This window comes from Pseudomonadota bacterium, from assembly GCA_016195085.1.
Classification (GTDB): Bacteria; Pseudomonadota; Alphaproteobacteria; order SHVZ01; family SHVZ01; genus JACQAG01.
The window spans coordinates 16,237-29,956 of the sequence record JACQAG010000055.1 but is presented as its reverse complement, the minus strand read 5'-3'; the positions used below and the strand labels follow the sequence as shown (position 1 = coordinate 29,956).

At 66.1% G+C, this 13,720-nt stretch carries 16 protein-coding genes and 1 tRNA gene; 13 read left to right on the top strand and 4 right to left on the bottom strand.

Annotated elements, in window-relative coordinates; translation table 11 throughout:
• The first annotated feature begins 45 nt into the window (after positions 1 to 45).
• The 12 genes from murA (at position 46) to HY058_16105 (ending at position 8,552) form a co-directional block, all read left to right on the top strand.
• A complete protein-coding gene (gene murA / locus HY058_16160; GenBank protein ID MBI3498833.1) occupies positions 46 to 1,335 on the top strand; it encodes a UDP-N-acetylglucosamine 1-carboxyvinyltransferase in 1,290 nt (429 codons plus the stop codon).
• Positions 1,336 to 1,346: 11 nt separating this feature from the next.
• Positions 1,347 to 1,775 (top strand): DUF2948 family protein, encoded by a 429-nt coding sequence (locus HY058_16155; GenBank protein MBI3498832.1) that lies wholly within the window; start codon positions 1,347 to 1,349, stop codon positions 1,773 to 1,775.
• A complete protein-coding gene (locus HY058_16150; GenBank protein ID MBI3498831.1) occupies positions 1,717 to 2,451 on the top strand; it encodes an ATP phosphoribosyltransferase in 735 nt (244 codons plus the stop codon). Before HY058_16155 ends, HY058_16150 begins: the two co-directional genes overlap by 59 nt.
• On the top strand, positions 2,435 to 3,733 hold the full coding sequence (gene hisD, locus HY058_16145; GenBank protein MBI3498830.1) for a histidinol dehydrogenase: 1,299 nt from the start codon (positions 2,435 to 2,437) through the stop codon (positions 3,731 to 3,733). The genes HY058_16150 and hisD overlap by 17 nt, the downstream gene beginning before the upstream one ends.
• Before the next feature lie 9 nt (positions 3,734 to 3,742).
• Positions 3,743 to 4,219 (top strand): UPF0262 family protein, encoded by a 477-nt coding sequence (locus tag HY058_16140; protein ID MBI3498829.1) that lies wholly within the window; start codon positions 3,743 to 3,745, stop codon positions 4,217 to 4,219.
• Positions 4,216 to 4,683: an arsenate reductase ArsC gene (locus HY058_16135; protein MBI3498828.1), complete on the top strand. Its 468-nt coding sequence runs from the start codon at positions 4,216 to 4,218 to the stop codon at positions 4,681 to 4,683. The genes HY058_16140 and HY058_16135 overlap by 4 nt, the downstream gene beginning before the upstream one ends.
• Before the next feature lie 124 nt (positions 4,684 to 4,807).
• Complete coding sequence (gene infA / locus HY058_16130) at positions 4,808 to 5,026, top strand: translation initiation factor IF-1 (GenBank protein ID MBI3498827.1); 219 nt, start codon at positions 4,808 to 4,810, stop codon at positions 5,024 to 5,026.
• Between the two features lie 15 nt (positions 5,027 to 5,041).
• Positions 5,042 to 5,629 (top strand): septum formation protein Maf, encoded by a 588-nt coding sequence (maf, locus tag HY058_16125; protein ID MBI3498826.1) that lies wholly within the window; start codon positions 5,042 to 5,044, stop codon positions 5,627 to 5,629.
• On the top strand, positions 5,626 to 7,008 hold the full coding sequence (locus HY058_16120; GenBank protein MBI3498825.1) for a ribonuclease E/G: 1,383 nt from the start codon (positions 5,626 to 5,628) through the stop codon (positions 7,006 to 7,008). Before maf ends, HY058_16120 begins: the two co-directional genes overlap by 4 nt.
• Before the next feature lie 35 nt (positions 7,009 to 7,043).
• A complete protein-coding gene (gene yacG, locus HY058_16115; GenBank protein MBI3498824.1) occupies positions 7,044 to 7,235 on the top strand; it encodes a DNA gyrase inhibitor YacG in 192 nt (63 codons plus the stop codon).
• A gap of 74 nt (positions 7,236 to 7,309) precedes the next feature.
• Positions 7,310 to 7,385, top strand: a tRNA-Phe gene (locus HY058_16110).
• Between the two features lie 303 nt (positions 7,386 to 7,688).
• Positions 7,689 to 8,552, top strand: a complete 864-nt coding sequence (locus HY058_16105; protein ID MBI3498823.1) for a DUF2189 domain-containing protein — start codon at positions 7,689 to 7,691, stop codon at positions 8,550 to 8,552.
• A 26-nt stretch (positions 8,553 to 8,578) separates the two neighbouring features.
• On the opposite strand, the gene HY058_16100 is transcribed toward HY058_16105, so the two are convergent.
• The gene (locus HY058_16100) at positions 8,579 to 9,469 is read right to left on the bottom strand and encodes a TauD/TfdA family dioxygenase (protein MBI3498822.1); all 891 of its coding nucleotides are present in this window, start codon (positions 9,467 to 9,469) and stop codon (positions 8,579 to 8,581) included.
• An 86-nt stretch (positions 9,470 to 9,555) separates the two neighbouring features.
• Positions 9,556 to 10,227, bottom strand: coding sequence for a glutathione S-transferase family protein (locus HY058_16095; protein MBI3498821.1), 672 nt, complete (start codon positions 10,225 to 10,227; stop codon positions 9,556 to 9,558).
• A 265-nt stretch (positions 10,228 to 10,492) separates the two neighbouring features.
• On the opposite strand from HY058_16095, the gene ehuD reads away from it, so the two are divergent.
• Complete coding sequence (gene ehuD, locus HY058_16090) at positions 10,493 to 11,266, top strand: ectoine/hydroxyectoine ABC transporter permease subunit EhuD (protein ID MBI3498820.1); 774 nt, start codon at positions 10,493 to 10,495, stop codon at positions 11,264 to 11,266.
• Positions 11,267 to 11,367: 101 nt separating this feature from the next.
• Here the strand turns inward: ehuD and HY058_16085 are convergent, their stop codons facing one another.
• Complete coding sequence (locus HY058_16085; protein MBI3498819.1) at positions 11,368 to 12,231, bottom strand: transporter substrate-binding domain-containing protein; 864 nt, start codon at positions 12,229 to 12,231, stop codon at positions 11,368 to 11,370.
• Between the two features lie 183 nt (positions 12,232 to 12,414).
• A complete protein-coding gene (locus HY058_16080; protein ID MBI3498818.1) occupies positions 12,415 to 13,560 on the bottom strand; it encodes a hypothetical protein in 1,146 nt (381 codons plus the stop codon).
• Positions 13,561 to 13,720 lie beyond the last annotated feature (160 nt).

Below are 13,720 nucleotides of genomic sequence, written 5' to 3'. Positions count from 1 at the left end.
CCTTGGATACAACGGCGCTCCGATACGACCTCACCAGGATCTTCCGTGGATCGCATACGCATAGCGGGTGGCCGCCGGCTCGCCGGCCGGATTCTCATAAGCGGCGCCAAGAATGCCGCCTTGCCGCTCATGTGCGCGAGCCTGCTGACCGATGCGACCTTGACTTTGGCGAACCTGCCGCACCTCACTGATATCTCGACCCTGGCGAGCCTGTTGGGTCAGCACGGGGTCGTCATCACCATGAACGGCGAGGGACCTCAGGGCCATCACGGCCGCACTCTGTCGCTCACCGCGGGCGAGATCAGCAGCACCACCGCACCCTACGATCTCGTTCGCCAGATCCGGGCCTCGGTCCTGGTGCTGGGGCCGCTGGTCGCCCGCATGGGCCATGCGAACGTGGCGCTGCCGGGTGGAGACGCGATCGGCATCCGCCCGGTCGACCTGCACCTCAAGGGCTTGGCCGAGCTCGGCGCCGAGGTGGCGCTCGCCAAGGGCTTCATCGAGGCGCGAGCACCCCATGGCCTCAAAGGTGCCCGCATCGTCATGCCCTCGGTCTCCGTGGGCGCCACCGAGAACCTGATGATGGCGGCCACCCTCGCCGCGGGCGAGACGGTGCTGGTGAACGCCGCGCGCGAGCCCGAGGTCGCGGATCTCGCCCGTTGCCTCTCCGCCATGGGGGCGGACATCGAGGGCATCGGCAGCGATACGATCCGCATCCGTGGACAGAAGCGCCTCGGCGGAACCTCCTATTCGGTGATCGCCGACCGCATCGAGGCCGGCACCTATGCGATTGCCGCGGCCATCACCGGCGGCGAGATCGAGCTCATCGGCATCGAGCTGGAGCTCATCGAAGCCTTGGTGCAGGCGCTGGGGCGGGCAGGGGTCAGGATCGAGCCGACCAAGGCGGGGGCCCGCGTGACCCGGCAGGACGGGCTCGTCGGGGTCGATGTCATGACCGAGCCCTATCCCGGCTTTCCGACCGATCTGCAAGCGCAGATGATGGCATTGATGGCGACCGCCAAGGGCGCGTCGCTGATCACCGAGACCATCTTCGAAAACCGCTTCATGCACGTTCCCGAGCTGGCTCGGCTCGGCGCCGACATCAACGTGCACGGGCGCTCGGCCCTGGTGCGCGGCGTCCAGCGCCTGAACGGCGCCCCGGTGATGGCGACCGATGTCAGGGCGTCGGTGTGCCTGGTCTTGGCGGGGCTGGCGGCCGAGGGTACGACGGAGATCGATCGGGTTTATCATCTCGACCGCGGCTACGAGCAGCTCGAAGGCAAGCTTGCAGCCTGCGGCGCAGAGATCGAGCGGATACGGGGGACGGGAGCGTGAATAGACAGGGAATGCGGCTGCGCGCCGAGGATGCCCCCGACCTCGAGGTGATCGCGGCGGCGCTGCAGGACGCGGTCGTGCCGATCTCGGACATGCGCTACCTCCCCGGCGACCGCCAGTTCGCCCTGGTGGTCAGCCGCTTCCGCTGGGAGCTGGACGAAGCCGATTTCGAGCGGCCCGTCCGCGGCGAGCGGGTGAATGCAGGGCTCGTCTTCGAGGGCGTCGTCAAGGTGCGCTCGTTCAGGATCGACCTTCGCGATCGCAGCCAGGTGCTCGAGCTCTTGACCATCCAGACCGGCGATGGGCATGTCGATTTGCTGTTCGCCGGCGGCGGCACGGTGCGGCTCGAGGTAGAGAGCATCGCCTGCCGTCTCGAGGACTATGGCGAGCCCTGGCCGACATTGTTCCGGCCGAGCCATTCACCCGACGACCGGAGCTGAGGGTCCGTTGCGAAGCGACGACATGCTCATATTGGCGGTACCGAAGGGGCGCATCCTGGATGAGGCGATGCCGCTCATTCGGCTGGCCGGGATCGAGCCGGAAGCCTCCTTCGCCGATCCGGAGTCGCGTCAGCTCCGCTTCGCCACCAATCACGCGGCGATTTCCATCATTCGCGTGCGTTCCTTCGACGTGGCGACATTCCTTGCCTTCGGCGCCGCGCATCTGGCGATCGCCGGCAACGACGTGATCATGGAGTTCAACTACTCGGAGATCTACACCCCGCTCGACCTCAAAGTCGGCCGCTGCCATCTCGCGGTGGCCGAGCGGCGGGACATGGCCGGGCGCGAGGATCCGCAACGCTGGAGCCATTTGCGCGTGGCGACCAAGTACCCGCAGATCACCCGTCGGCATTTCGCCCAGCGTGGCGTACAGGCGGAGTGCATCAAGCTCAACGGCGCCCTCGAACTGGCGCCGAGCCTCGGGCTCTGCCGGCGGATCGTCGATCTGGTGGCGACCGGCCGCACCCTCCGAGACAACGGTTTGGTCGAAGTCGAGCGGATCGCCGAGGTGACGGCCCGGCTCGCGGTCAACCGCTCGGCCTTCAAGACCCGCTCGGCGCAGGTTGGCGAATGGATCGAGCGGTTTCGGGAGGCCGCCGATGCCCAGACGGCTTGATGCGCGCTCGGCCGACTTCGAGCGGGACTTTTGCCGCCTGCTGGCCGATCGCGAAGGTGCCGTCGAGGACGTGGCCGGAGCCGTCGCCGCCATCATCGCCGAGGTGCGCCAGCGGGGCGACCAGGCACTGATCGAGCTCACCCTCCGGTTCGATCGCCTGGAGCTGACACAGGAGCGCTTTCGGATCGGCGAAGCGGAGATCGAGGCAGCGCTCGCCACCGTGCCGAAGCACCAGCTGGCGGCCCTGGATCTCGCGGCGCGGCGCATCGAGGCTTTCCATCGCCGCCAATTGCCCGCGGATCTCCGCTATCGCGACGAGGACGGCGTCGACCTGGCGATGCGATGGCACCCGCTCGATTCGGTGGGTCTCTACGTGCCTGGCGGGCTAGCGGCCTATCCGAGCTCGGTCTTGATGAACGCGCTGCCGGCGCGCGTGGCCGGAGTCGAGCGGGTGGCGATGACGGTGCCGACACCGGAAGGCAGGCTGAACCCGCTGGTGCTCGCGGCCGCCAGGCGGGCGGGAATCCGGGAGATCTACCGGCTGGGCGGCGCCCAGGCGGTGGCTGCGCTCGCCTACGGCACCGAGACCATCCGGCCCGTGGACAAGATCGTCGGCCCCGGCAACATCTATGTCGCGACCGCCAAACGCCAGGTCTTCGGCCATGTCGGCATCGATGCCTTCGCCGGACCTTCGGAAATCGTCGTCATCGCCGACCGAAACAACGATCCCGGCTGGATCGCCGCCGACCTCCTGTCCCAGGCCGAGCATGATCCTACCGCCCAGGCGATCCTCATCACCGACGATACGACTTTTGCCGAGGCGGTGGCGGCGGCGGCCGAGCGGCATCTGGGACGGCTCGAGCGCGCGCCCATCGCCGGGGCGAGCTGGCGCGACCACGGCGCCGTCATCATCGTCGATCGGATCGAGGCCGCGGTGACGCTGATCAACCGCCTGGCGCCGGAGCATCTGGAGCTGGCCATCGACGATCCCGAGGCTGTGGCGCGACAGGTCAAGCATGCCGGCGCAATCTTTCTCGGTCGGCATACGCCGGAAGCGGTCGGCGACTATGTCGCCGGACCCAATCACGTGCTGCCGACCTCGCGCACCGCCCGGTTCTCCTCCGGCCTGGGGGTCCTCGACTTCATGAAGCGAACCACGCTGGTCGGCTGCGACGTCGGCGCTTTGTCAAGGATCGGACCGGCCGCCGTTACGCTCGCCGAAGCGGAGGGCTTGGGCGCGCATGCGCTCTCCGTGGCGCTGAGACTCGGGCCGCAGAAGTAGCGCGCGGCCATGTCCGAGCCCGGCAGCCGCATCGTCAAGATCACCTTGGACGAGGCCAGCATCGCCCGGCGCGGACCGGATATCGATCATGAGCGCGCAGTCGCCGTGTTCGATCTGGTCGAGCAGAACTACTTCCAGCCGCGCGATGCAGGCACCGGCCCGTACCACCTGCATCTGGCCGTGGTCGAAAACAAGCTCAGCCTCGATATTCGCTCGACCGAGGAGGAGAGCCTCGTCCAGGTCGAGCTGCCGCTCGCTCCGTTTCGACGGCTGGTCAAGGACTACTTCACGATTTGCGACAGCTATTTCGACGCGGTCCGCAGCGCGCCGCAGTCGCGCATCGAGGCGATCGACATGGGTCGCCGGGCGCTGCACAACGAAGGCTCGGAGCTGCTGCAGGAGCGTCTGGCCGATCGGCTCGAAGTGGATTTCGACACCGCACGGCGGCTGTTCACGCTGCTCTGCGCGCTGCATCTCAGACTATGAGCATGAGCCACGCGGAGCCACGCCCGGCGCTGCCGAGTTCCGTGCTGTTCGCCTGCACGCTGAATGCCGTGCGGTCGCCGATGGCGGAGGCGTTGCTGAAGCGATTGCATGGGCGACGCGTCTATGTGGATTCGGTGGGCCTCAGAGCCGTCGAGGTCGATCCCTTCGCGGTTGCGGCAATGGCGGAGATCGGCATCGACCTCAGCCATCATCGGCCCAAGACCTTCGACGACCTCGCGGACAGCTCCTTCGATCTGGTCGTCTCGCTGTCGCCCGAGGCGCACCATCGAGCCCTGGAATTGACGCGGGTGATGGCGTGCGACGTCGAGTATTGGACGACCCTCGACGCCAGCATGATCGAGGGCAGCCGGAGCGCGATGCTCGACGCCTATCGCAGCGTACGCGATGCCTTGGCAACACGCATCAGGGCGCGGTTCCCGCCGCAGGCCTCGCCGCAGGTCTGAAGGGCGGCCGCAGGGGCCATGGCGCGCCGCCCGCCCGCTCTCTTGCCCGTGACTGCGAAAGCTCTTGACCCCGCTGGTGCCGGCGGCCACTTTCACCCGCACCGAACCCCAGCTAGGAGCCTCAATGGCCAAGGAAGACGTCATCGAATTCTCGGGCACCGTCAGCGAATTGCTGCCTAATGCAATGTTTCGCGTGAAGTTGGACAATGAGCACGTTGTACTCGCGCACACCTCCGGCAAGATGCGCAAGAACCGCATCCGGGTGCTGGCCGGCGATCGGGTCAATGTCGAGATGACGCCCTACGATTTGACCAAAGGGCGTATCACCTTCCGCTTCAAATAGCCGCCGTCTACGCCGATGCCCCATTCGCCCCCGCGGGCGACATTGGTCCTAGCCTCGGCCTCGCCGCGCCGCCTCGAGCTCTTGAGCCAGATCGGCTGCCGGCCGGATGTCGTCGATCCAGCGAATGTGGACGAAACCCCGAGACGAGGCGAGCTGCCGCGCCAGGCGGCCTTGCGGCTGGCCGAGGCGAAGGCGCGCTCCGTCGCGGCACGCCACCCCGGAGCTTATGTGATCGGCGCCGACACCGTCGTCGCCCTTGGCCGCCGTTTGCTGCCCAAAGCCGAGAGCGAAACCGCCGCGCGGCAATGCCTGGAACGTCTCTCCGGCCGGCGCCACCGCGTGCTGGGCGGTCTTGCGGTGGCGGCACCCGACGGCCGGCTGCGCCTGCGTCTGGTCACCACCGTCGTCGGCTTCAAGCGCCTGGAACAGGAGGAACTCCTGCATTATCTCGGCTCGGAGGAATGGCACGGCAAGGCCGGCGGCTACGCCATACAAGGACTGGCCGCGATGTTCGTGCGTCATATCTCCGGCTCATACTCCAACGTGGTCGGACTACCCCTCTACGAGGCGCGCATGCTGCTGGCCGGGCTCGGCTATCGATGACCGGCGGCCTGACCTTGGCGGTGGAGCGTGGGCCTGGAGAGACCCGGATCGCCATGCTCGAAGATGGGCTCTTGGTCGAAATCGAGCATGAGCGTCTCGACCGCGCTTCGCAGCTCGGCGCCGTGCTGGTCGGACGCGTGATCCGGGTCGATGCCGAGCTCGGCGCCGCCTTCATCGATGTCGGCGGGGAGCGCCCGGGCTTTCTGCAGGAACGCGCCGAGGATCTGCCCCCTGAGGGCCAAACGGCGATTGTGCAGGTGGCGCAGGACGCGCGCGGCGAGAAGGGGCCGACGCTGACGCGCCAAGTGGGGCTGTCGGGCCGCTTCCACGTGCTCAATCCCATGCGCCCGGAGGTGATGGTGTCGCGCCGCATCTCCGGCGCCGAGCGCCACCGCCTGCGGACGATGACGGAGATGGCGCTCGCCGAGACCGGATTGGGCGCCCTCCTGCGCACGGCCGCCGCGGGCCAATCCGAAGCAGCGCTGCAGCGCGATCGCGAGCGTCTGGTCGCACGCTGGCGCCAAGCCGAGGAGCGCGCCCGAACCCTCAAGGCGCCCTCGGTGCTGCTGGCGCGCGCCAGCCTCGCAATTGCCGCGATGGTCGAGGCCGGCGATCGCGATCGCTTGCCCGACGAGGTCCTCTTCGACGATGCCGACCTCCTCATCGAAGCCCGCGCCTGGGCCGCAGAGGAGGAGCCGGATCTGGTCGATCGGCTCCAGCTGCGTCAGGGCGGCAACCTGTTCGAAGCGCTCGGAATCGAGGCGGAGATCGAGGCGGCGCTGGAGCCGCAAGTGATGCTGCCGGGCGGAGCAACGCTCACCATCGAGGAGACCGAGGCCTTGGTCGCCATCGATGTCGATGCGAAGAGCGGGCAAATGCGCGACCGCCTCGCCATCGACTTGAAAGCGGCGGTAGAGATCGCCCGGCAAGTCCGGCTCCGAGCGCTGGGTGGCTTGATCGTCGTGGATTTTCTGAGACTCTCCGAGCGTAGCGATCGCGACCGGGTGGTGGCGACGATGATGGAGACGGTGGCCGACGATCCCATGAGCGTGCAGGTCATGGGCTGGACGCGGAGCGGGCTTTTCGAGCTGATCCGCCCCAGATCCGGCGCCTCGCTGGCGGGTCGGCTGACCGAGCGCCGTCGAGCCGTCAAGAGTACGGAAACGGTCGGCTTGGAGGCGCTCCGGGCGATCATCCGTGCCGCCGGCGCCAACCCGGGCAAGCGGCTCAGCCTCAGCGCGGCCGGCGAGGTCGTGCGTTGGCTGGAGAAAGAGGGGCGAGCAAGCCGGGAGGAGGCCGAGGTGCGCCTCGGGGGGAGCTTCGAGCGCGAGGTGGCCAAGGATTTTCGCGCAGAGCAATTCGAGGTGGTGGCGCGATAGCCATGGTCGAACCCAAGCCGCGTGTCGAGAAGACCTTGCTTTGCCCGATCTGCGAGCGGCCGGCAATCGAACCGCGCTACCGGCCGTTCTGCTCCAGGCGCTGCGCCGATATCGACCTCGGGCGCTGGTTCAACGAGTCCTACCGCGTGCCGGCGAAGCAACCTTCGGAGGATGAGGACGAGGATCCGGCGGCGCCCGCCGGCGAGGCCAAGAACCGTGAGGATTGAAGCCCCTTATCCGCTTGGACGGGAGTGGACAGGGACCGGCCGTTTCTTCTATAAGCGTCCGTCCTTCGAGCAGGGCCCAGGTAGCTCAGTTGGTAGAGCACATGACTGAAAATCATGGTGTCGGCGGTTCAATTCCGTCCCTGGGCACCACCCTTCCGAAGTAGCCTGCCTCGATCCCCCCTTCCGTCCCACGAGCATTCCTCGGACGACCGCGTCTTCGCGGATCTCGGAGATTGCCGTGTGGGCACGCTGCCGGTCTGGAGCGAGGGCGGCGGTTAGTGGCCGATCGGTCCGGCACCGATCCGGGCGGGGGAGATGCCGGAGGACGCCGACCCTGGACGGGAGTATAATTGAGTTACGCGGGTCGCGGGTCTCTCGTGACCGGCGGCCGGTGAGGCGGCGCTGCCACGGCTGGCCCGCGTCCCTCGAACCATCGGTTCGGGAGGAACGACCATGGCCATCCGAAATCCCATCGAATGGGGATGGGCGCAGCTCAACGATGCGGCTCTTGCCTTCGGATCGGCGCGCCGCGCCATGCGTCGTCTCCATGAGAACCTCCATTCACCCGCACCTGCGATCGGCCGGATCCGGACTGCGGAGTTGCGCGAGGTCCTGGCGAAGGGTCTCGATGATTTCGGCGCCTACCGCACCGACGTCATTTTTCTTTGCTTCATCTATCCCTTGGTCGGCCTCGTTCTGGCGCGGCTCGCCTTCGGCTATGACATGCTGCCGCTCTTGTTCCCGCTGGCCTCGGGCTTCGCCCTGGTCGGCCCGTTCGCCGCGATCGGCCTCTATGAAATGAGCCGTCGACGGGAAGAGGGCGTCCAGATCACCTGGGCGGACGCCATCGGCGTGACGCAATCGCCGGCCTTCGGCGCGGTCGTGGTGCTGGGCCTAATGCTGGTGGCGCTGTTTCTCATCTGGCTGCTCGTCGCCCAGATCATCTATGATCTCACTCTCGGTCCGGAGCCGCCGACCTCGATCGGCTTGTTCGTCTTCGACGTGCTCACCACCCAGCCCGGCTGGACCTTGATCGTCGTCGGCATGGGCGTCGGGTTCCTCTTCGCGCTCGTGGTGCTGGCGATCGGCACGGTGTCGTTCCCCTTGCTGCTCGATCGCAATGTCGGGCTCGACACCGCGGTCAGGACGTCGGTCAGCGCCGTCCTCGCCAATCCCGTACCGATGGCGGTTTGGGGGCTGATCGTCGCCTCCGGCCTGGTGCTCGGATCCATTCCGCTGTTTCTCGGGCTGATCATCGTCATGCCTGTCCTCGGGCATGCCACCTGGCATCTCTATCGCAAGCTCGTCCCGCGCTGAGGGGCGGCGAGCGGCGGCCACGAGTATCAGGGGCCGGACTGCTCCAGCGTGGGTGCTGAGTCGGCAACGGTGGTGCGGTGCATGTCGCGCACTTGGGTAGGGTCGAAGCGCCGGCCCCGGTGCATCACCACGCGATTGTCCCAGATCACCAGATCGAACTGCCGCCATGTGTGCGCGTAGATGAATTCCCGCTGGGTCGCGTGCTCGTTCAGATCGCGGAGGTACGCGCGTGCCTCCGGCACCGGCCAACCGCGGATGACGCCGGCATGGGCCGATAGGTAGAGGGAGAGGCGGCCGGTCCTGGGATGCCGGCGGACCAGGCGCTGCGGCACCGGCGTGGAGTCCTCCCGCTCGTGCTCGCTGAACTCGGTGAAGCCGAGTATGCCGCGCGAATACATCTGGCTGTGCTCGCAGACGAGGTCGCGGCATTCCTGCTTGATCTTCTCGTCCAGCGCGTCCCAGGCTTGGCGCATGTCCGCAAACTCCGTGTTGCCGCCTTCGCCCGGCACCACCCGCGCCGACAAGATCGAGAACTTGGCCGGCGTCGGCTTGAACGAGCTGTCCGAGTGCCAGAGGAGATTTCCCAGCGAGAAGAGTCGCGCGCGATCATCGCGCGCCCTGAGCTTGCCGTCCTTGTCGAGATTGGAGATGTCGTTGAAGCGCATGTCGAGGCGGCGCTCGGCTTTGCGCGTGAGATCGCCCGTCGCCGTCTCCATCGGCCCGAAATGCTGCGAGAACGCGTATTGCTGATCGTCGGTCAGCGGCTGGTCGCGGAAGACGAGGACGGCGTATTTGTCCATGCCCGCCTCGATTTCCGCCGCGGTCGCCGCCGTGACGCCTTCGGCAATGTCGATGCCGGATACCTCGCCGGCAAAGCCGGACCGCTGGGGGTCAATGGGGCGGATCGAGAGCGACATGGCTAGGGCCTCGAAGCAGCGCTGGGACGGAGAAAATATAGGCGCTCCGCTCCTGTGTTGTCATCGGTGCCGCATCCGGTCTGGGCTCAATCTCGCAGCACCGGAGACAAGGCGCGGTCGGCGGCGGCAACTTCCGCGGCGATGCGCGCTGCCGAGGGGCGTGCCCCGACTCGTTCATACCAGCGGGCGAGCCCCTTGTTGGCCTCCAGCCGCGGTCCTCTGAGCCTGAGCGCGAACAGGATGCTCATGAACAGGGCGATGTCGGCCACCGAGAAGCGGCCGCAAAAGAATTCCTGGTCAGCGAGTTCGGCCTCCAGACGCGCGTAGTGGCCGAGAAGCGTGCGCTCGGCCTCTACGGCTTCGGCCTCGCGCAGCTTTTGACGCTCCGGGTTCGGATCCGGCGGCTCGGTCCGCTTCATCAATCGGACGAGAGGCGGCAACAGTATTTCATCGGCGTTGAGCTCGATGAGGCGGCACCGCGCGCGCTCCGGAGGGGAGGGCGGGTAGAGCGGCGGCTCCGGATAGGCTTCGTTCAGGTATTCGAAGATGACTGTGGAATCGAACAGGGTCAAATCGCCGTCGACCAGCACCGGCACCTGTCCCTTTGGATTGGCGGCAAGCACCGCCGGATGCTTCGGGGAATAGCCGCTTGCCTGGGTGAACGGCACCATGATCCGCTCGAAGGCGAGCTGCTTTTCGTGGAGGGCGATCTCGACTTTGCGCGCGAACAGGCTCAAGGGACCGGAATAGAGCAACATCGGCATCGGGGATCTCCAAACAACGGTGCGAGGAAGCACGGCCATGTTTCAGGTTACGCCGCGATAGCTGACAAACCCTGTCAGGAACTGCGGCTAAGAGCCCTTCCTGCATGAAAGCCCGATGGCCTCGACCGGCGAGCACTGCGGGCTCAAGTCGACCACCGCCGCGCGGTTTGTCGTGATAGAGCCGGCGCGCGGACTCGACATTGCCATTGCCGACCCCAGCCACGAGAATGTCCGGCCGGTCGCCACCGATGGCCCGCGGATGATCCGCAACGACATCGCGGGGAAACACCGGGTCCAATCGCAAGGAATCCACAGGAGGTCAGCGGTGCAGAATCTGATCGCGCTCTTCAATTTCCGCGACGCTCCACTCTACTTCATGGAGCTGCTGGGCGGCGCCTGGATCAGCGTCCAGCTGACCATCTACGTGATGGCTCTGAGCCTCGTCCTGGGTCTCGTCATCGCGCTCATGCGCATCAGCCCCAACGGCTTCTTTCGGCGCATCAGCACGATCTACGTCGAGATAATCCGCGGCACGCCGGCGCTGCTGCAACTCTTCTACATCTATTTCGTGCTTCCGGCTTTCGGGCTCCGGCTGCCCGCCTTCCTTGCCGGTGTGATCGGGCTGACGGTGAATTACGCCGCTTATCTCTCCGAGGTGTATCGGGCGGGCATCCAGGCGGTCGCCCACGGTCAAAACGAGGCGGCCCAGTCTTTGGGCTTGTCGCGCTGGCTCACCATGCGCCACATCATCCTGCCGCAGGCGCTCCGCATCGTGGTGCCGCCCCTCGGCAACTACTTTATCTCGCTGTTCAAGGACACCTCGCTGGTCTCCACGATCACGGTCAAGGAGCTGATCTTCACCGGGCAGATCATTGCCGCCACCAACTTCCAGTACTTCACCATCTTCACCATCATCGGGGTGATCTATCTGGCGATCTCCTATGTCGGCTCGCTGATGGTGCAATATCTGGAGCACTGGTCGCGGATCGAAACCGGCGCCCGCCGCCCGGGCGCGGCTCAAGGGGCCAATTGACGGGTCGCCAATCGACGGTCCCTGTGGAAAGCGATGCGGCTTCGCCCCGGGGTGGGACTTTAGGGAGGGGGTGATCTTCACCCCCTCCGTATAAAGTCAGGTCAGTTGACCGGGAAGTACCACAGATTGCGCTGGGTCAGGCCGTAATCGGTGATGATCTTGCCGATGACGCCGTCGCCGCGCATCTCAGCGATGGTGCGCGAGATCGCGTGGTTGAGGTCCACGTCCTCCTTGCGCACGCCGTAGCGGGCATAGCCGTACTCTTCCGGCCGTGCCGCATAGCCCGACGCCATCTCGATGCCGACGCCGGCATGCTCCTTGATGAAGGTGCCGACCTTGATGTCGTCCTCCATCAGCACGTCGACGCGGCCGGCCAAGAGATCGGCCATCTCCGCCTCGTTCTGGGTGTAGAGCTTCAGCTCTTTCAGGTCCTTCCGGTTCTCGAGCAGCTGCTGGTTGAAGCTGCCGCGCACCGTGCCCACGGTTTTTCCGGCCATGTCGTCCCAGCTGTGGATCTTGAGCGGATTGCCCTTCTGCACCGCCAGCGATGAGCCATACCAATAGGCGGGGCCGGTGAAGCTGATGACGGCAAGGCGCTTCTCGTTCTCATGAATGTTGTCGACGACCACGTCCCAACGCTTGGACACCAAGCCGGGGATCAGCGCATCGAACTGCACCAGCTCCCATTTCACGTTCTTGATGCCGAGACGGTTGGTGACCTCCTCCATGATCTTCACATCCATGCCGTCGTTCTTCTTGGTCTTCTCGTCGTAGTAGGTGAACGGCAGATCGCTGGCGATGCCGAGAACGATCCCTTCCTTGACCACGCGATCAAACGAGCCGTCGCCACCCTTGAAGGAGGTGCTGGACAAGGTTCTTGTCTGGGCGTTGCCTTGGGTCGCCGGTGCGATTGCCAGAACCGCAGCGAGGACAAATCCCGCGATCTGAGCGAAGCCAACCCTCATGTCGTCCCCCTTGTTCAATTTTGAGGCGTCGGATTGCCGGGAATTATCGGGAAATCCGAGCATTGACGACGATCGTCAAGTCATGCGGCGGCTACTGTCCCGCCAATTAGGGTGCTTGTCCACCCATTCGCTGCCGGCTTGCTCGGGCACTGCTGGAGACGGTGGCGATGATGTCGAGAAACCTCAGGATCTGAGGCTGGACATGACTTCCTTGAGCTTCTTGATGTCGACGCCGAGACCGGGCGGAGCGGGCTCCTCCTCGGGGTCTTCCTCGACCTCGACATCCTCCGCGGTCTTGGGCACCACGCTCGCTTCGCCAGGCGCCGGCGCTTTCTCGGCCTCGGCCGGTGCGGCTTCGCTGCCTGGCGCGGCCGCTTGTGCTGCGGGAGCGGCATCCTGGGGCGGTTCCTTCGGGAGGATCCGCGCAATGACGGCGCCGGGACGGCTGATGGCCATTGACACAGGCCGGCGCCGGAGAGCGACCCGGCCGTTTGCAGCTCCGGCAGTCGCTGCCGGAGCGGTCTGACCTGACGGCGTCGTGGGCGTGTCAGGGGTTGCCTGCTCCGCAGCCGCGGTGGCGGCGGCCGCCTGCGGACTGCGGCCGGAAATGACGGTTCCGGTCGTCTTGTCGACTTTCAAATAGGTGATGTGGCCGACCTCGACGCGGTCGATCGCCGCACCGGTCGAGTCTTTCGCCGCGCGGGTAAGCGCCTGCGCCATCGCCTCTTGATCGACCTTGGCATAGGAGGCGCGAATGACCGCGTCGGCGCTCCTCAACAGATAGACCTTCAGGTTCGACAGGGTGGCGATCACCGGCTGAATGTCGTCCTTCTTCTTCACCACGAGCTCGATCTGAACGTGGTAGCGGTGCAGCGTCTCGCTGCCCTCCTCCTCGATGGTGACCGTCAGCGGACGCTTCAAGCGGATGCGCGGCATCCTGAGCGCCTTCGCCGCCGCCTCCAGCCGCTTGCGCTTGCGGTTTCGCGACCAGAGGATGACCAGGTGCACGAGGATCAGCAGACCGAAAAGCGCCACGCAGAAAACCACGGCGCCGACCACGGTGTTCTTGAGGAGGTCGATCAGCCCCCAGTCTTCCAGGAGCTGCAGCGTCAGGTCGACCTTGCGGTTGCCGGCAAAGAAGAAGTCATGGACCCAGTCCATGAACCATTCCGGCAGGTAGTCGCGAAAGACCGCGATCCCTGCCAGCGCCACCGCGGTCCCGTAGATGCCGACGCCCAGCAGGATGAGCAGCCACGTGCCGATCGCGGGCAGCGCTGCTTCAAGGCGGCCATAGGCCCGGCCCATGCCGCGTTTGGCCACCCCGGCCATTCGTCCCCGAGCGGCTGCGCTCCCACGCGCGCCTCGACCGAAGGCGCCTAGGAGTTTTCCTGGTGTCACTGGCCGCCATCCCCCGTCAACGCGCCGTGGCCTCGTTTGGCCACGTCAAGCTGCAGGTCTCTACTTGGTACCGCCGCAGCGGGCATCTTTG